This window comes from Amycolatopsis sp. NPDC005003, from assembly GCF_053600695.1.
Window position 1 is genome coordinate 347,077 of the sequence record NZ_JBSGAI010000002.1, and the last position, 17,814, is coordinate 364,890.

General features: G+C 71.8%; 15 protein-coding genes. 2 read left to right on the forward strand and 13 right to left on the reverse strand.

The genetic code is table 11. From position 1 onward, the window contains the following. Positions 1-10: 10 nt before the first annotated feature. The 9 genes from yjfF to ACWED2_RS03970 all read right to left on the reverse strand — a co-directional run bounded on the left by yjfF (position 11) and on the right by ACWED2_RS03970 (position 9,322). Positions 11-994 carry a galactofuranose ABC transporter, permease protein YjfF gene (gene yjfF, locus ACWED2_RS03930; RefSeq protein ID WP_449688928.1) on the reverse strand — a complete coding sequence of 328 codons (984 nt, stop codon included), beginning with the start codon at positions 992-994 and terminating at the stop codon, positions 11-13. Beyond that, complete coding sequence (locus tag ACWED2_RS03935; RefSeq protein WP_449688929.1) at positions 991-2,037, reverse strand: ABC transporter permease; 1,047 nt, start codon at positions 2,035-2,037, stop codon at positions 991-993. Before ACWED2_RS03935 ends, yjfF begins: the two co-directional genes overlap by 4 nt. Then, positions 2,034-3,554, reverse strand: a complete 1,521-nt coding sequence (locus ACWED2_RS03940; RefSeq protein WP_449688930.1) for a sugar ABC transporter ATP-binding protein — start codon at positions 3,552-3,554, stop codon at positions 2,034-2,036. Before ACWED2_RS03940 ends, ACWED2_RS03935 begins: the two co-directional genes overlap by 4 nt. An 87-nt stretch (positions 3,555-3,641) precedes the next feature. After that, positions 3,642-4,622, reverse strand: a complete 981-nt coding sequence (locus ACWED2_RS03945; RefSeq protein ID WP_449688931.1) for an ABC transporter substrate-binding protein — start codon at positions 4,620-4,622, stop codon at positions 3,642-3,644. Between the two features lie 133 nt (positions 4,623-4,755). Continuing rightward, complete coding sequence (locus ACWED2_RS03950; protein WP_325149067.1) at positions 4,756-5,799, reverse strand: LacI family DNA-binding transcriptional regulator; 1,044 nt, start codon at positions 5,797-5,799, stop codon at positions 4,756-4,758. A 279-nt stretch (positions 5,800-6,078) separates the two neighbouring features. Then, positions 6,079-7,032, reverse strand: coding sequence for an endonuclease/exonuclease/phosphatase family protein (locus ACWED2_RS03955; protein ID WP_449688932.1), 954 nt, complete (start codon positions 7,030-7,032; stop codon positions 6,079-6,081). Further along, positions 7,029-7,952 carry a D-alanyl-D-alanine carboxypeptidase family protein gene (locus ACWED2_RS03960; protein WP_449688933.1) on the reverse strand — a complete coding sequence of 308 codons (924 nt, stop codon included), beginning with the start codon at positions 7,950-7,952 and terminating at the stop codon, positions 7,029-7,031. Before ACWED2_RS03960 ends, ACWED2_RS03955 begins: the two co-directional genes overlap by 4 nt. A gap of 212 nt (positions 7,953-8,164) precedes the next feature. Further along, a complete protein-coding gene (locus ACWED2_RS03965; protein ID WP_449688934.1) occupies positions 8,165-8,419 on the reverse strand; it encodes a hypothetical protein in 255 nt (84 codons plus the stop codon). Between the two features lie 108 nt (positions 8,420-8,527). Further along, positions 8,528-9,322, reverse strand: a complete 795-nt coding sequence (locus tag ACWED2_RS03970) for an SDR family NAD(P)-dependent oxidoreductase (protein ID WP_449688935.1) — start codon at positions 9,320-9,322, stop codon at positions 8,528-8,530. A 218-nt stretch (positions 9,323-9,540) separates the two neighbouring features. On the opposite strand from ACWED2_RS03970, the gene ACWED2_RS03975 reads away from it, so the two are divergent. Next, entirely contained in the window at positions 9,541-10,158 is a 618-nt protein-coding gene (locus tag ACWED2_RS03975; RefSeq protein WP_449688936.1) for a LysE/ArgO family amino acid transporter, read from the forward strand. A gap of 111 nt (positions 10,159-10,269) precedes the next feature. Beyond that, entirely contained in the window at positions 10,270-10,968 is a 699-nt protein-coding gene (locus ACWED2_RS03980; protein ID WP_449688937.1) for a DUF6008 family protein, read from the forward strand. Here ACWED2_RS03980 and ACWED2_RS03985 read toward each other — a convergent pair. The 4 genes from ACWED2_RS03985 to ACWED2_RS04000 form a co-directional block, all read right to left on the reverse strand. Next, positions 10,949-15,043, reverse strand: a complete 4,095-nt coding sequence (locus tag ACWED2_RS03985) for a beta-galactosidase (RefSeq protein WP_449688938.1) — start codon at positions 15,041-15,043, stop codon at positions 10,949-10,951. The genes ACWED2_RS03980 and ACWED2_RS03985 overlap by 20 nt on opposite strands. A gap of 266 nt (positions 15,044-15,309) precedes the next feature. Continuing rightward, positions 15,310-16,353: a LacI family DNA-binding transcriptional regulator gene (locus ACWED2_RS03990; protein ID WP_449689000.1), complete on the reverse strand. Its 1,044-nt coding sequence runs from the start codon at positions 16,351-16,353 to the stop codon at positions 15,310-15,312. A 186-nt stretch (positions 16,354-16,539) separates the two neighbouring features. Next, positions 16,540-16,821, reverse strand: a complete 282-nt coding sequence (locus ACWED2_RS03995) for a hypothetical protein (RefSeq protein ID WP_449688939.1) — start codon at positions 16,819-16,821, stop codon at positions 16,540-16,542. Positions 16,822-17,122: 301 nt separating this feature from the next. Further along, positions 17,123-17,773, reverse strand: coding sequence for a helix-turn-helix transcriptional regulator (locus tag ACWED2_RS04000; protein ID WP_449688940.1), 651 nt, complete (start codon positions 17,771-17,773; stop codon positions 17,123-17,125). Between the last annotated feature and the right edge of the window lie 41 nt (positions 17,774-17,814).

A 17,814-nucleotide genomic window follows, 5' to 3' on the forward strand; every position in this document is an offset into this window, starting at 1 on the left:
CTTGAGAGGTTCAGCGGGTCCGTCGGGTGACGAGACGCTGCAGGACGATGAAGACGAACAGGAGAGCCCCCGTGATGATCGAGGTCCACCAGGAGTTGAGGGTGCCGTCGAAGGTGATCAGGGTCTGGATGATGCCGAGCACCATGATCCCGAGGACGGTGCCGAGCACATAGCCGGACCCGCCGGTGAGGATGGTGCCGCCGATGACGACCGCCGCGATCGCCGTCAGCTCCAGGCCGACGCCGTTGAGCGGGTCGCCCGAGGACTTGTAGAGCACCAGCAGCAGGCCGCCGAGCGCCGAGCAGACCCCGCTGATCGTGTACACCGCGATCTTGGTGCGGCCGGTCTTGAGGCCCATCAGCATCGCGGACTGCGCGTTGCCCCCGATCGAGTACACCGTGCGCCCGAACCGGGTGAACGCCAGGACGTAGGCCGCGGCGGCGACGACCACCAGGGCGACCACCACGCTGATCGAGATGTGCAGCTCGCCGCCGAGCGGGATCTGCGTCTGGGCCAGGGTGGCGATCGTCGCGTTGTCGATCGAGTAGGCCTCGGTGGTGATCGTGTAGCAGAGGCCTCGGGCGAAGAACATCCCGATCAGCGTCGCGATGAACGGCTGGATCTCGAAGAAGTGGATCAGCGCGCCCATCCCGGCGCCCAGCACCGCCCCGACCACCAGCACCACCGCGATCGCCGCGTACGCCGGCCAGCCGTGCTTCTGCATCAGGTCGCCGGAGATCACCGTGGACAGCGCGACCACCGACCCGACGGACAGGTCGATGCCGCCGGTGAGGATCACGAACGTCATGCCGACGGCGACCACGAGCAGGAAGGCGTTGTTGATGAACAGGTCCAGGATGACCTGCCCGGAACCGAACGCCTCGTAGCTCGACGCGCCGAAGATGTACGCCCCGATCAGCAGCGCCATCGTGGCCAGGATGGGCAGGTGCCGCTGCTGCGGCCGGTAGCCCTTGACGCGGGCGAGGGTGGTCATGCGGTGACCTCCACCTTCTCCGGAGCGGACGTGGGTGCCGGCTGCCCCGGCGTGGCGGCCCGGCGGCGCCGGAGCTTCCGGCGGAAGGCCGGCGACTGCAGCAGGCACACCGCCAGCACGACCAGCGCCTTGAACAGCATGATCGCCTCGGGCGGGATGCCGAGGGCGTAGACGGTGGTGGTGAGCGTCTGGATGAGCAGCGCGCCGATCACCGAGCCGCCGAGGGAGAACCGGCCGCCGGTCAGCTGCGTGCCGCCGACGACGACCGCGAGGATCGCGTCGAGTTCGATGAACAGGCCGGCGTGGTTGCCGTCGGCGCTGTGCACGTTCGCGCTGATCATCAGCCCGGCGATGCCCGCGCACAGCGCGCAGAAGACGTAGACGAGCCAGGTCAGCCGGGCCGAGCGCAGGCCGGCCAGGCGGCTGGCCTCGGGGTTGCCGCCGACGGCCTCCACGAGCAGGCCGAGCGCGGAGCGGCGGACGAGCACCGACGCCAGCACGAACACCGCCAGCGCGATGAGGATGGCGCTGGGCAGGGTGAACAGGAACCCGCTGCCGATCCACTCGAAAGAGTGGGAGTTGACGGTGATGATCTGCCCGTCGGTGATCAGCTGCGCGATGCCGCGGCCGGCGACCATCAGGATCAGCGTGGCGATGATCGGCTGGATGCCCAGTGCCGCCACGAGCCAGCCGTTCCACACCCCGAGCACCAGCGAGAGGCCGAGCGCGAGCCCGAAGGCGATCAGCGTGGTGCCGGCACCGTCCGGGTTGTCGCTGACCCAAAGGCAGGCGAGCGCGCCGCTGATCGCCACCACCGAACCGACCGAGAGGTCGATGCCCCGGGTGGCGATCACCAGCGTCATGCCGATCGCGATGAGGATCAGCGGGGCGCCGTTCTTCAGGATGTCGACGAGGTTGCCGTAGAGGTGCCCGTCGCGCAGTTCGATCTTGAAGAACGACGGGCTCGCGATCAGGTCGCCCAGCAGCAGCACCAGCAGCGCCACCACGGGCCAGAAGAGCCGGTGTTTCGTCACGCGGGTCATGCCTGCACCCCCTCGGCCATCGTGGCCATGATGTCGTCCGCGGTGAGCGCCTGGTTTTCCCGCTCCGCCACGACCTTGCGGTCCCGCAGCACCACGACCCGGTGGCTGAGCCGCAGGACCTCTTCGAGTTCGGCGGAGATGAACACGACGGCCATGCCGTCGCCCGAGAGCTGGGTGACCAGCCGCTGGATCTCCGTCTTGGCGCCGATGTCGATGCCGCGGGTGGGCTCGTCGAGGATCAGCAGCCGCGGTTCGGTGATGAGCCAGCGGGCCAGCAGGACCTTCTGCTGGTTGCCGCCGGACAGGTTGCCCACCAGAGCTTCGGGGTTGGCGGGCCGGATGTCGAGTGCCTTGATGTACTTCTCGGCGATTTCGTCCTGGCGGCGGCGGGACAGCGGCCGCGCCCAGCCGCGGGAGGCCTGCAGTGCCAGGACGATGTTCTCGCGCACCGTCAGTTCCTCGACCAGGCCTTCGGCCTTGCGGTTTTCCGAGAGGAACGCGATCTTGTGGTCCAGACCGGCCCGCGGGGTGCGCAGCGACGTGGTCTCGCCGTCGACCTGCACGGTGCCGCTGTCGGCGTGGTCGGCGCCGAAGAGCAGGCGGGCGAGTTCAGTACGGCCGGAGCCGAGGAGGCCGGCCAGCCCTACGACCTCGCCGGCGTGGATGGCGAAGTCGAACGGCGCGACCCCGCCCTTGCGGCCGAGGCCTTCGGCGGCCAGCAGCACCGGCGCGCCGGCGACCTCGGCCCGGGTGGGGCCGGAGTTCTCCAGGTCCTCGAGGACCTGGAGTTCCTTGCCGATCATCCGGGTGACCAGCTCGACCGGGGTGATGTCCACGGTCTTGTACTCGCCGATCAGCTTTCCGTTGCGCAGCACGGTCATCCGGTCGGCGATGGCGAAGACCTGGTCGATGAAGTGCGAGACGAACAGGATCGCCATCCCGCTTTCGCGCAGGGACCGGACGACCTTCAGCAGCTGTTCGACTTCGCCGGTGTCCAAACTGGACGTCGGCTCGTCGAGGACGAGCACCCGCGCGTCGACGTCGAGCGCGCGGGCGATCGCCACCAGCTGCTGCACCGCGATGGAGCAGGTGGAGAGCTCGGCCGAGACGTCGACGTGGACGTCCAGCCGGGCCAGCAGCTCCTCGGCCCGCTTCCGCATCGGGCCCCACTGGATGCGGCCGAAGCGGCGGGGTTCGCGGCCGAGACAGACGTTCTCGGCCACGGACAGGTTCGGGCAGAGGTTGACTTCCTGGTAGACCGTGCTGATGCCGGCCTGCTGGGCCTCTCCGGGCCCGCTGAAGGCGACCTGGTCGCCGCCCAGTTCGATCGTGCCAGCGTCCACCCCGTAGACCCCGGTGAGCACCTTGATGAGGGTGGACTTGCCGGCGCCGTTCTCGCCCATCAGGGCGTGGACTTCGCCGGGGAACATCCGGAAGTCGACCCCGTCCAGGGCGAGGACGCCGGGGAACTCCTTGCGGATACCGCTCATCCGCACCACGGGTTGCGGTTCAGGCATTTGGTGTGCTCCGGAGTGGACGCGGGGGTCGTGAGTGGTGAGTCCGGGTGGGAACCCGGCTCACCACTCACGACCCGCAGGCGATTGTCAGTACTGGCGCGACGGCAGGGCGGCCTTGGCCGCCGCCTGGTCGAACTCGGTCTCCTTGGTCTCGATGCGGGCGGGCACCTGCTCGCCGGCGGCGACCTTCTTTACCAGGTCCATCAGCTGCGGGCCGAGCAGCGGATTGCACTCGACGATGTGGTTGATCTTGCCGTCGGCGAGCGCCTGCATGCCGTCCTTCACGGCGTCCACCGAGACGATCTTGATGTCCTTGCCCGGGACCTTGCCCGCGGCTTCGATGGCCTCGATGGCACCCAGCGCCATGTCGTCGTTGTGCGCGTAGAGGACGTCGATCTTGGGCTGGGACTTCAGGAAGGCCTCCATGACCTCCTTGCCCTTGGCGCGGGTGAACTCACCGGTCTGCGAGGCGACGATCTTGTACTTCGGGTCCGCGGCGATGACGTCGGCGAAGCCCTTCTTGCGGTCGTTCGCCGGCGCCGAGCCGGTGGTGCCCTGCAGCTCGACGATGTTCACGTCGCCGGTCGCGCTGCCGTACTCCTTGGTCAGCCACTCCCCCGCCTTCTTGCCCTCGGCGACGAAGTCGGAGCCGAGGAAGGTCTTGTAGAGCGACTTGTCCGGCGAGTCGATCGCGCGGTCGGTCAGGATGACCGGGATGTTGGCGGTCTTGGCTTCCTTCAGGACGGTGTCCCAGCCGGACTCGACGACCGGCGAGAAGGCGATGACCTTGACCTTCTGCTGGATGTACGAGCGGATCGCGGAGATCTGGTTCTCCTGCTTCTGCTGCGCGTCGGAGAACTTGAGCTCGATCCCGGCGGCCTTCGCCGACTCCTGGATCGACTTCGTGTTCGCCGTCCGCCAGCCGCTCTCGGCGCCCACCTGGGCGAACCCGAGCGTGGTCGCGCCGCCCGAGCTGCCGGACGAACCGCCACTCCCGCAGGCGGTGAGCAGCACGAGTCCGGCCGCCGCGGCCGCCGCGGCGGCCCATCGCTTCTTCAGCACGTTCACTCCTCGATCGACGATGATCAGTGGGAAAACTTTTGTGGGGACTATCAGGGGGTGTTGCGTCTGGTCGAAAACCGGGAATTGCGTGTTAGCGCTAACAATCCCTCGGGAACCACCGGTCCCGCCGGCCGCGGCGCTAACGCGGTCCGGTGCTCTCGCGCACGATCAACTCGGGGACGACCAGGGCGCGCGCGTGCCGGTCGCCTCCGTCCATCCGCCCGGCCAGCAGGCCGAACGTACGCCGTCCGACTTCGATGAAGTCCTGGCGCACCGTCGTGAGCGGCGGCGTGAAGTACGCCGCCTCGGGGACGTCGTCGAAGCCCGCCACGCGCACGTCCCGCGGCACCGAGATGCCCGCTTCGGCGAACGCGCGCAACAGGCCCAGTGCCATCTGGTCGTTGCCGGCGAAGACGGCGTCCAGATCCTTTTCCTTGGCGAGGGATCGCCCCGCCTCGTAGCCCGACCGCGAACTCCAGTCGCCGCGGATCACCCGCGGGGCCCCGACACCGTGGCGTTCCAGGGTTTCCCGCCAGCCAAGCTCGCGGTCGCGGGCCTCCAGCCAGTCCTCCGGCCCGGCGATGTGCCACACCGTGCGGTGGCCCAGCGCCAGGAGGTGTTCGGTGGCGCGGCGGGCGCCGTCGCGCTGGTCGACGGAGATGACCGGCACCGGCGCCGCCTCCCCGCCGCCGACCGCGACGACCGGGAAGTCCGCGGGTGCGGCTTCCAGGGCCCGGCCCGCGCTGACGTGCGGGGCGATCACGATGACCCCCTCGACCGCCTGGCGGCGCAGGTTCTCCACCGCGTCGGCGATCGACGACCGGCCGGGGCGGCTGACGCTCGAGATGGTGATCGCGTACCCGGCTTCCCGGGCGGCGTTCTCGATGCCGTACAGCGTGCTGGCCGGACCGTACAGATTGGACTCGAGCGCGACGACGCCGAGCGTGCCGGTCCGCCCGGTGACCAGCGCGCGGGCCGCGGAATTGGGCCGGTAGCCCAGTTCCTCGATCGCCGCGAGCACCCGGGCCCGGGTCTCGGGGCGCACCGGACCGGTCCCGTTGATCACGCGGGACACGGTCATGTGGGACACGCCCGCCACGCCCGCGACGTCGGTCAGGCTGGGCTGCCGCGTCCCGGCGGCGGTCGCTTTCAGGGGGCCGCCGGAGCGGGGTCGTTCGGCCACCGGCGTCCCCTTCCGTCCGCTCCGACATGGTCTGCGTCACCTGTTCCGGTGGCGACGAGGAGTTAGTGTTAGCGATAACACCCACGCGGTCAAGACCGGGTCGCGTAACGGTCTAGTCACATGCCCTTCACACGGGCCCGCCGACGAATTCGACGGCGCGACCTGCGCGGAGCGTCGTTTGAAATTCACCGCCCGTCAGCGCGGCCGGGTGTTCAAGCGCATGTTCGCCGCTTCCGCGAGGCGTCTACCACACGCTTTCGGCAGCTCCCGGTTCCGGGGTCAGAACGCCACGGTGGCGGCCACCGGCCGGTGGTCGCTGCCGGTCGCGGGCAGCGTCCAGGCCGCCACCGGCCGCACGCCGGCGACGAAGATCTGGTCGATCCGGGCGAGCGGCAGCCCGGCCGGCCAGGTGAAGCCGAAGCCGTCGCCGGCTTCCTCCTGCGCGGACCGCATCCGCGCGGTGATCGGGCGCAGCGCGCGATCGTCGGCGGTGCCGTTGAAATCGCCGACGAGCACGGTCCGCGGTGCGGATTCCCCGGCGATCGCGTCGGCCAGCAGGCTCATCGCGGCGTCACGGCCGCCCGCGGTGAACCCTTCGTCCAGCCGCACGCGCACCGAAGGCAGGTGCGCCACGAAGACCGCCACCGGGCCCTTCGGAGTGTCCACAGTGGTCTGCAGCGCGCGGGTCCACGGCATGATCGCCACCGGCCGCGTGTCGCGCAGCGGGAAGGTGCTCCAGACCCCGACGGTGCCCTGCACGGAGTGGTACGGGTACGCCGCGGCGAGGGCGTCCTCGTACTTCGGGACCTCGGACTTCTTCAGCTCCTCGAGCGCGATCACCTGGGCACCCGCGGCGGCGAGGGCACGTGCGGTGCCCGCCGGGTCCGGGTTCTCGTCGTTGACGTTGTGCGAGACGACCGTCAGGTCGCCGCCGGGCTCGCGCTTGTCGAAGAGCCGGCCGCCGAAGAACCCGCCCCAGACCAGCGCCGGCAGCAGGAGGGCCACCAGGGCGAGCGCCGAGCGCCGGACCAGGGCCGCGACCAGCGGCGGCACGACGAGCAGGCCGGTCCAGGGCAGGAACGTCTCCAGCAGGCTGCCGGCGTTGCCCGCCCAGTTGGGCACCAGCGGGTGCGCGAGCAGCGGCAGTGCGGCCAGGACGGCGAAGGCGGCGGCGACGCGCCCCCGCCGCCACGTCCCACGGGTGGTGACCTGCCGTTCGGTCGTCGCGGTCATCGGGTGGCCACCGGCAGCGCGCGCTGGATCGCGGCGATCAGCGTCCCGCTGTTCTCCAGCGCGGCCCGCAGCCCGGCCGCCGGGGTCCCGCCGGGGCTCTGGTGGAGGACGACGCCCAGGATGAGGGCGCCGTTGCCCGCCCGCGCGGCCCACATCAGGGCGCCTCCGGCGGCGGTCGACGAGCCGGTCTTCAGCCCGATCACGCCGTCGCGGCCGAGCAGGGTGTTCGTGTTGACGACCGTGCCCGGCACGCCGTCGATCCGCAGGCTGGGGGTGGCGGCGATCGCGCGGATCACCGGGTTCTTCATCACCTCACGGGCCAGCCGGAGCTGGTCGGTGGCGGTGCTGGTGGTGGAGTCCTCGACGCCGCTGGCCCCGGTGTAGGTGGTGGCGGCCATGCCGAGCGCCGCGGCCTCGCGGTTCATCTTCGCGACGAAGGCCTCCTGGCTGCCGGCGTCCCACCGGGCGAGCAGGCGGGCGACGTTGTTCCCGGAGGGGACGAGCATGAGGGCGAGCAGGTCGCGTTCGCTGAACCGGTGGCCCGCGCGGACCGGCGCGCTCGACTCCTCGGCCGAGGCCGACTCGGCTTCGGCCTGCTCGTCGACGGCGATCTCCGGGCCGGCCTCGCCGGGGCCGAGGGGATGGTCCTTGAGCACCACGTAGGCGGTCATGACCTTCGTGACGCTGGCGATCGGTACCGGCCGCTGCTCGCCGCGGGTGCCGAGCGAGCCGAGGTTCTGCACCTCGACGCTGGCCTGCCCCTCGGCGGGCCACGGCAACGGCAGGTCGACGACGGGCCGGGCGGCGAGCGCCCGGCCGGCCGTCTCGGGCGGGAAGACGACCCAGCAGGCGGCGGCGAGCGCGACGGCCACGGCGGCGCCGATCCCCGCGGCGGTCGGCGGGATGCGGGTACGGGCCATGGGTCTCCTCCGGGTGCCGGGTGCGCTCGGTGGAGCGCACACCGGTCACTTTGTCCGGAGAAGATCGCCGGTTCGTCGGGCTTGTTCGACAGGTGTGACCCGGAAATGTCCCGATCCTGTACCAACGCCCGGCGCGCCGAAGGGCCCCCCTCACCCGCCGCGAGGAGAGCCCCTTCGGCCCAGGCCGGCCGGTGGTCCCGGCGGGCGCCGGGTCACGTCGCGGAGCGCTGGATGCAGTCGAGGCCCAGGCCGAGCGGTGTCGCGAGGTACTGGCAGATGTGCGACGAGTGCGCCTGGTCCGTCTGCGCGCAGGCGACCGGCACGCCGAACAGGTCGACCGAGCAGTAGGCGTAGAACTGGGTCGAGCTGCCCGGCACCGGGTCCGCCGAGGCCGGGGCGGCCGTGGCGACGGCTGCGGAAACCGTGAGCGCAGCGGCCGTTGCCCAAGTAGCGATCCGGGTGTTCATCGTGCTCTCCTTCCGCCGAGCTTTCCCCTGTGTGTCAAGGGGTTCGGCGGAAGAATTCCCCGTCGGACGCGTGTTCAGCTCCGCATCACCGGAAAGTGTGACGGCGCCTCAGGGCACGATCGCGTCGACGTACCCGCCGTCGACCCGCACGGCCGCGCCCGTGGTCGCCGAAGCGAACGGCGAACTCAGGTACACCACCAGGTGCGCGATCTCCTCGGGCTCGATCAGCCGTTGCAGCAGCGACTGCGGGCGGTGCTTCTTCATGAACTCGCGCTGCGCCTCTTCCCACGGCAGGTCGTTGTCCACCAGCTGGTAGACGAAGTCCTCCACGCCACCGGTGTGGGTCGGCCCGGCGATCACGGCGTTGACCGTGACGCCGGTGCCGGCCGCGTGCTTGGCGAACCCGCGCGACACGCCCAGCAGCGCCGTCTTCGACACTCCATAGTGGATCATCTCGGCCGGGATGACGATCGCGGAATCGCTGGCGATGTACTGGATCCGGCCCCAGCCGCGGTCGGTCATGCCCGGCAGGTACGCGCGGGTGAGCCGGACCGCGGCCAGGACGTTGACCTCGAAGTAGTGCCGCCACTCGGCGTCGGTGATGTCCAGGGGCTCCTTGGGACCGAAGATGCCGAGGTTGTTGACCAGGATGTCGGCGTCCGGCACCTCTTCGACCACCTGGGCCGCGCCGGCCTCCTCGGAGACGTCGCCCGGGGCCGGCAGGAAGTCCGCCTCCGGCACCTCTTCGCGCAGCCGCGCGATGGCCTTGTGGACGCCGGTCTCGCTGCGGCCGTTGACCGCGACCCGCGCGCCCGCCGCCGCGAGGCCGGTCGCGATCGCCGCGCCGATACCCTGGGTGGATCCGGTGACCAGTGCCGTCTTCCCGCTCAGGTCGACCCGCATCGTGCAAACCCTCTCTCGCTCGCGTGCCTCCCCGGGGCGATTCAAGCACAGCTCGCCGGAGCGCACCGGCTGGGAAATCCGGTTGCCCGTCGCCTCGGCGGCGGTCACGATCTGCGCATGACCACGTATCGCACCCCGCTCCTGCCGACCGTCGCCGCCACCACCGCGCCGGTCCAGCAGCAGCCGTGCCGTCCGCGGGGGCCGATCGTTCCCGCGCCGTGAGCGCGGCGCTGCTCGCCGGCCTGGTCGCCGGCTATGGCATCGCGATCCCGGTCGGCGCCGTCGGGACGTACCTGGTGGCCCTCACCGCCCGCACCACACTCCGGACCGGCCTGGCCGCGGCCATGGGGGTCGCGACGGCCGACGGCGTGTACGCGCTGCTCGCCGTCCTGGGCGGGGCCGCGATCGCGGGCTTCATCGCCCCGGTCGCCGGGCCGCTGCGGTGGATCTCGGCGGCCATCCTGGTCGTGCTCGCCGCGCACGGTGCCGTGCGTGCGCTGCGCTCCCACCGGGCCCCGGCCACGCGGCCGGTGACGCCACTGGCGCCCGGCCGCGCCTACGTCAGCCTGCTCGGCATCACGCTCGTCAACCCGGCCACGGTCGTCTACTTCACCGCGCTGGTGGTCGGCGACCGCGCCGGCACCGCCGTCCCCGTGCTCGACCAGGCGGTGTTCGTGCTCGCCGCGTTCGCCGCGTCGGCGAGCTGGCAAGCCGCGCTGGCCGGCGGCGGGGCGCTGCTCGGGCGGGTCCTGACCGGCCCGCGTGGCCGGCTGGTGACGGCGCTCGTGTCGAGTGCGGTGATCACCGCACTCGCCGTCCGCCTTGTCCTCTCCTGAGCCGGAAACCGTTGCCCTGTAACGGTTTGTCCGATTCCCGGGCGCACGCCGGAAGACGTCCGGTGTCGCCGTCCCCGGTTAGCGTCGGGGAAACGGACTCGGGAGGCGGCCATGGCGATGCCGATGTCGGGGTGGGACACCGCGGGCGCGGTGCTGCTGGTGCTGTGGGCGCTGGCCATGTGGACCGCGGTCGGCGTGCTGGCCTGCGCCAACCGCGGTCCGGTGCGGCCCTGGGTGTTCCGCGGCGCGGTGGCGGTGATCGGCTTCGGCGTCCTCGGGCAGCTCGGGCACGTCCAGGAGCACGTCGCCCAGGTCGGCTACTGGCTCGGCCACCCGAACGCCCCGGCCTGGATGACGCCGTGGGGCACCGGCCTGGCCGGCGGCCTGCAGATGGTCCTGCCCGGGCGGCCGACGTTCGGCATGGAACTGCTGCACCTGACCGGCAACTTCCTCTTCCTGGCCGGCCTGGCGGGCGTCATGGTGATCACCCGCCGGGCGACGGGTACCCGCACCCGCCGCTGGGCCAGGATGGGCGTGTGGATGCAGGGCCTGCACGGGCTGGAGCACCTGGTCCTCACGCTGTCGGTCGGGTTCGGCGCGCCCCGGGCGATCGGGCTGTCCACGTTCTTCGGGCTCGTGGACCCCGGCCCGGGGCTGACCACCTACCGCGTCTGGTGGCACTTCACCGCGAACGTCCTGGGCTCGGTGATCTTCGGGCTCGCGCTGTACCACCTGTGGCGCGAACGGCGGGAGGTCCGCGCCACCTTCGTCCTCCGGCCGCTGCCGGCGGTCACCGGGCGGGCGGCGTGACGCAGGTGAGCGTCGGCACCGCCCAGTCGGCGTGGTCCTGCCCGTTGCCGTCGCCGCCGTCGCCCACCAGCAGGTCGAGCACCTGGGCGCCGGTGACGTCGACGTCGATCGGGACCGCCGCCTGGCCGCCGCGGACCACCGGGGTGGTCACCTTGGTCACGCCGTCCACCGACACGCTGAAGCTCACGCTGCCCCCGGTGCCGGTTTCGCCGTCGACACCCACCGACGCCGTCAGCCGGGTGCAGGCGCCCGCCAGGTAGAGCTGGACGTCGCTCGCCGCGTGGGCGCCGAGTCCCTTGGCGTAGGCCACGCCGCCGATGGTCATCGGCTTGCCGTCGCCCGCGTTCGCTTCGCCGTTGCTCGTGTCGCGCTCGACCGGGCCCCAGCCGTTCGTGGCGGTGAGGAACGGCAGCGAGCTGACCGCCACCTGCCCCGCGGGCGGGGCGGCCGGCACCGCCCCCACGATCCGCTCGCCGGTGACCGAGCCCGCGCGTCCCGCCTGCCGGTAGGCCACCGCGACCTTGAGCGCGGCCGTGTCCACCGCGGGCGGCGGCGTCACGGTCCAGGAGAACGTCACCGACTTCCCGCCGTCGATCCGGGGAACCGAGGGCGGCGAGGCCGCGCCGACCGCCCACCCGGCCGGGGCGGTGAGCGACGGCTTGACGTCGAACGCCGGCGGCGCGCCCGCCGGGACCCGCACGGTCGCCGAGGCGGTGAACGGCTGCCCGGCGGACGCGGTGTCCGGCGCGGTCAGCGTCACCCCGGCGGTGGGTGCCGGCGGCATCGCGTACCGCACCGGGTCGTAGCCGGGCGAGGCGTTCGGCCGGACGGTCAGCGGCGAGCGGTAGCTGCCGTAGTTCGTCCAGGCGATCGTGCCGAGGCCGCCCGTGCTGCCGTCGAGGTTCCACACGGCGACGGCGATCGTGTTGTGCCCGTTCGGGTTCAGGACGCCGTCGGGGATCGGGAAGCTGTGCTGCGGCCCGAGGTAGTTGACGTACTGGCCGAGCTGCCAGCCGTTGACGAAGATCAGCGCGCGGTACTGCCGCGCCGGGTCGTCGGTGACGGTCAGGCCGAGCGAGGTGTCCTGGCCGCGGGGAAGGTCGAGGTCCGCGGTGGTGCGGTACCACGAGACGCCGGGGGTGGTGTCCTTCGCCGGGAGCGAAGCCGGTGCCCAGCCTCGGTCCGGGAACCCGGGCAGCGACCAGCCCGCGCGCTCGCCGTAGAGCCCGCCCGTGTTGAGCGGTCCGCGGACCTGGTCCAGGCCGGTTTCTCCGCCGCGGACACCCTGCAGCCGCCAGGTCACCGACGTCAGCGGGGCGCCGGTCAGCCGCGCGTTGGTGAGCCCGCGGGCGGCCTTGTTGCCGTTGCTGGCGCCGTAGTCCTCCTCGTGGCCCATGTTCACGGTCAGCACGGAGATCTCGTTGTCGCCCTGGTGCAGCGCACCCGCCGGGAAGGGGAAGGTGTGCTGCGGGCTCGTCGAGCTGCCCAGGAAGACGCCGTTGAGCCACGCCGAGAACGCGCCGGCCGGGCCGCCGCTCTGGCTCGACAGGGTGATCCCGGTCTGGTTGCCGTCGCCGGTGAAGTGGCCGCGGTACCAGGTGTCGCCGGTGTGGAAGCCGTAGTCGTCGGCGAAGAGCACGGGTTTGGTGCCGAGTGCGGTCGAGCTGTTGGTGGTTTCCTTGTCCGCCACCGGCCACGCCGAGTCGTCGAAGCCGGGCCGGCTCTCCGGCGACTCCTCCTGGTGCTTCCAGCCGGTGAGGGCCGGCAGCGTCACCGGCTTCGCGGCCGGCGCGGTCCCGGTGAGGCTGCCACTCGACGTCGGCTGCGCCGCCACCCGGGAACCGTTCCACAGCAGGGCTTTCGCCGTGCTGAACACCTCGAAACCGCCGTCGGTCCCGGTGTCGCCGGTCAGCGACAGCAGCCCGTACTGCTCGGCCGCGGTCCGGACCAGGTGGGTGCCGCGGACCAGGACCGGTCCGGCCGCGGTGTCCTGGCGCCAGAACGTCGCCGCCGTCGCCTTGTCGGCGAGCAGCAGGAGCAGCGGCCGCGCGCCGGGCGCGGTGACGAGCACGCGGGCCAGGCCGTCGTGGGTGTAGTTCAGCCGCAGATCGCCGCGCGCGGCGTCCCAAGTGGACGTCGCGGCGCCGCCGAGGACCTGGACTGCCGGCTGCTTCGCGAACCGCAGCACGGTCTCCCCGGCTCCGCCCTTGTCGCCGTAGAGCACCACGACGTCCCGGTCGCCGATGGCGGCGGTCGTCATGATCTCCGACGTCGAGTACTGCATCCGCGTGGCCCCGAGGTCGTAGCCGGCGACGAGGATCTTCGACTGGCGCCCGTTCAGCGTGATGCCGGTGCCGGGCTGCTGCGGCACGACCGGGTAGTAGTCGGCGCTGCCGGACAGCAGGTCGACGGCGTCCACCACGACGAAGGTTCCGGTGGCGCTGGGGTTCTTCTGCCCGGTGACGACGATCTTCAGCGTGTGCGCCCCGGCGGGCAGGCCGCGGACCTCGTAGCCGGCGATCTGGTTCTGCTTGCTGCCGGCGTACAGGTCGACGGTGCCGACCTTGGTGTCGTCGAGGTAGACGTCGGCGATGCCGTGGTTGCCGTCCTTGGAGGACACCCACCGGATTCCGGTGCCGGTGAAGGGAATGCTGACGCTGTCACCGGTGGTGTCGGAGAACGACTCGGTGTGCTGGTAGTCGCCGCCGGTGTAGTCGACTTCGGGACCGACGTGGCTCCAGCCGCCGGTGTAGCCGACTTCGGTGGCGCGATCGTCGTAGGTGTACCCGGCGTGCGCGGCGAGGTCGAGCGCGACGCTCGTGGTGTTCGTGGCGGTGGACGTCGAGTCGGTGTGGCGCAGGGTGTGGAACTGCGTGCGGGTGTCGGGGTTGATCCGGGCGGTGTCGGTGAGCGCCGCGTCGGTCAGCGGCGCGCCGGCGAGCCCGTCGGTCTTGGTCAGCGGGGCGACGGACTGGGTGAAGTACCCGATCAGCTTGTCTTCGAAGTACTTCGGGTCGAACTGGCGGCCTTCGGTGATCGCCGCGCCGTAGTCGTAGGAGGTGTAGTTCTGCGGGATCGCGCTCCAGCCCCAGGACGTGCCGCCGTGCAGCATGTAGAAGCTCTGGCCGGTGGCGCCGACGGCGATGTTCTGCTTGTAGAAGACGTTCGCGAACTGGTCGTTGATCAGCTGCGCGCACTTCTCGTAGCCGGGGCCGCCCCACGGGTCGAAGGCGCCGCCCTGGAACTCGGCGGTGATCAGCGGCTTGCCGGGGACGTGGTCGTAGCTGATGTCGGGGACGCCGTTCCAGCGGGTCGGGTTCGAGCAGTCGAAGCCCTGCGGATAGGAGTCGGCGGCGTCGACGTCGAGCGCGGCCTCCCCGGCGTTGAAGGTGCCGTTGTTGTTGCCCACCAGGGGAACCGTGATGCCGTCGGCGCGGGCCTTGTCTTCGAGGTGCTGCATGTAGGCGCGGCCGTCGGCGTTGCCGTTGTAGTACTCGTTTTCGACCTGGTAGGCGAGCACGCTGCCGGTGCCGTTGGTGAGCTGGTGCCGGGCGATGATCCGGTCGATCTGCGTCTGCCACTCGTCGGAGTACTTCAGGTAGAGGGGATCGGCGCTGCGGGTGTGCCCGGGCGTGGTGGACAGCCAGGTGGGGAACCCGCCGCCGTCGACCTCGGCGTTGATGTAGGGCCCGGGCCGCGCGATGACGTAGAGGCCGGCCTGCTGGGCCATGTCCAGGAGCTTGTCGAGGTCGCGGATGCCGCTGAAGTCGTAGACGCCTTGGCGCGGAGAGTGGTAGCCCCAGTCGAAGTAGAGCGAGGTCGCGTTGAAGCCGGCGGCCTTCATCTTCTGGAAGATGTCGAGCCACAGGTCGGGGCTGGGCAGGCGGTAGGAGTGGAACTCGCCGGACCAGAGGTAGGTGCGGTTCCCGTCGACGAGGAAGGAGTAGCCGTCGTAGGTGACGGTGTGGCCGGCCGCCGGCGCGGCCGCGGCAGCTTGGGGAACGGCGACTCCGGCGAGGGCGAACAGGGCGGAGAGCAGGACGGTGAACAGCGTCCGGCAACGGCGGCGGCGCATGCGGAGCCTCCTGGAGCGGCGGGGACCACAATCGAACACGAACCTTTGCCGACCGCACAGAAGCGGTCAAGATACAACACCAAGATGGATCAGTGCGGTGGTCTTGTTAGCGCTAACATCATTCGGGCGAAAGGGAATCCGAGTGTGAAACCGCCGGCAGAATCGCCGACGCGCGCTCACCGGCACCAGCACCGCCGGCGCTCGTGCGGCCACGCGGCGCGCGAGACGAAGCGACCCGAACCGGCCCCCAGCGGCGCAACCCCGGATCACCGCGGCCGAGTACTCTCCCGCACCACCAGCTCCGCAGGCACAAGATGCCGAGCCCCGGCATCCCCACCGGCCATCCGCTCCTCGAGAAGCCCGAACGTCCGCCGCCCGACCTCGATGAAGTCCTGCCGCACCGTCGTCAGCGGCGGGGTGAAGAACTCCGCCTCCGGCACATCGTCGAACCCGGCCACGTGCACGTCTTCCGGCACCCGGATCCCCGCCTCGGTGAACGCCCGCAGCAACCCGAGCGCCATCTGGTCGTTGGCCGAAAACACCGCCTTGAGCCCGCGCTTGCCGACGAGCGCCCGGCCGGCCTCATAACCCGAACGGGGGCTCCAGTCGCCACGCACCACCGCCGGCACCCGCAGGCCGCGGCTCTCCAGGGTCTCGCGCCAGCCGCGCTCCCGGTCGCGGGCCTCCAGCCAGTCTTCCGGCCCGGCCAGGTGCCAGACCGTCCGGTGCCCCAGTGACAGCAGGTGCTCGGTGACGCGGCGGGCGCCGTCGTACTGGTCGACCGAGATCACCGGCACCGGCGCCGACTCGCCGCCGCCGACCGCCACCAGCGCGATGTCCGAAGGCGCCGCCTCGAGCGCGCGCCCGGCCGTGACGTGCGGGGCGATCACGACGATCCCCTCCACGGCTTGGCGCCGCAGGCTCTCCACCGCGTCGCCGATCGACGTCCGGCCCGGCCGTGTCACGCTGCAGATCGCGACGCCGTACCCGGCCTCGCGGGCCGCGTTCTCGATGCCGTAGAGCGTGCTCGCCGGTCCGTAGAGATTGGACTCGAGCGCCACCACGCCGAGCGTGCCGGACCGCCCGGTGACCAGGGCCCGCGCGGCCGTGTTGGGCCGGTACCCCAGCTTCTGCACGGCGGCGAGAACGCGCTCGCGGGTCTCCGGGCGCACCGGCCCGCTCTCGTTGACCACGCGCGAAACGGTCATGTGCGAGACACCGGCCATGCCGGCGACGTCGGCCAGGCTCGGTTGCCGCGGCCCCGGCGGAGAGGTCCTCGTCTGCTCCCCCGGCTTCGCCCGGTCCACCACCCTGGCCCCCTCCACGTCGTGCCGTCTCACCTCCGAGACGGTACCGCCGAACCGGCGCTTTCCGGACGTCCCGCGCCGCGTCCAGACCACTCGAGCGGACCAGAGAGCGCTTTCACGACCGGCGAGGCGTGCCGGGCGGCATCCGCCGGACTCCGGAGCCCACCCGGGACGACCTGCCGGGCGCGATCAGCAGCCCGGCCTGCGACGCGGCGGGGCGGGTCGCGCCCGGCCGGCCGGTGACGAGGTCGTGCCTGGGCACACCGAGCTTCCGGGCACGCGTTCCACGAGCTCGGCGGGCGGGGAGGCCGGCGGGGCCGCGGTGGCGGTCGTGGCCACGCTGGTGATCAGCGCGGGCGGCGGGAGCGTCTCCGCAGGCACCGGCGGCCGCACCGCGGCCGCCACGGCCAGGGCGGTCGCCGCCGCGCCGAGGCACGTCCCCGCAAGCAGCATCGCGTTCCCTCTGCGCATACCGGCTGTTGTCCGCAGCGGCCCGGCCCGTTCCAGGAATGTGGCGTGCGTCTCATCCGGACGAGCGACCGGGGACGAGCGCGGGCGGCTGCGACACTCCAAACAGGACCGCGACGTTCCGGCGGGTTCATCGGCGAGCGCACGATCGCGGGGCCCGCCCCCCGACCAGCCGTGGATCAACCCGGGCACGGAACTCGGCGCCATCACGACGGCGGTGGTGGCACGGCTCGGCGAGGTAGCGCCCCAAGGCGGCCTGGGTTGCGTCACACCCCCCGAAGGCCACATTGGGCGCTCGAGGCCGTCAGTCCGACGCCAGGCGTACGCAGCACGCTTGCGGTTGCGGGTCCAGCCGGGCCCGCAACCGGCTCTCCCCGACGCCCGCCAGCATCCCCTCGACCAGCCCCAGGTTCATCTCGCACACCAGCCTCGTGTGGGCCTGGGCCAGCCGGTGGAACGGGCAGTTGGCGAGCAGCACCTCGCCGCCGTCGATGCGTGGCTCGAAGCCGTTCTCCTCCAGTGCGGCCACGATGTCCTGGCCGCCGGCCGCCAGCGAGGCCCCGCGCTCCCGGGCGCGGCGCGTCAGGATCTCCCGCGGCCGGCCGCCCGTTTCGTCGGCCTCCTCCACCGCGGCCGCCAAGAGGCCGCCCGCCAGCTCGTACTGGCGTTCCGGCAGGGAAACGCTCACCTGCCGGTCGGACCGCCGGTACAGCTTCGCCGGGCGGCCCGCCCCCGGGCCGCTGCGGCCGGTGCGGCGCTCGTGGCCCACCGCGAGCAATTGCTCCTCGACCAGGCGGTCGAGGTGGAACGCGACCGTCGCCCGGGGCACGCCGAGGGCGGCGGCCACGTCGTCGCGGCTCACCGGCTCCGGGCGGCGGACCACGTACTCGTACAACCGGCGCCGGGTGGGCTCGTCGAGCGCCGCGACCGCGGCCAGCGCCTGGGTTTCCTGCATCACTGCATTCTAAAACACAGATCTGTTGACGAAAACCCCGG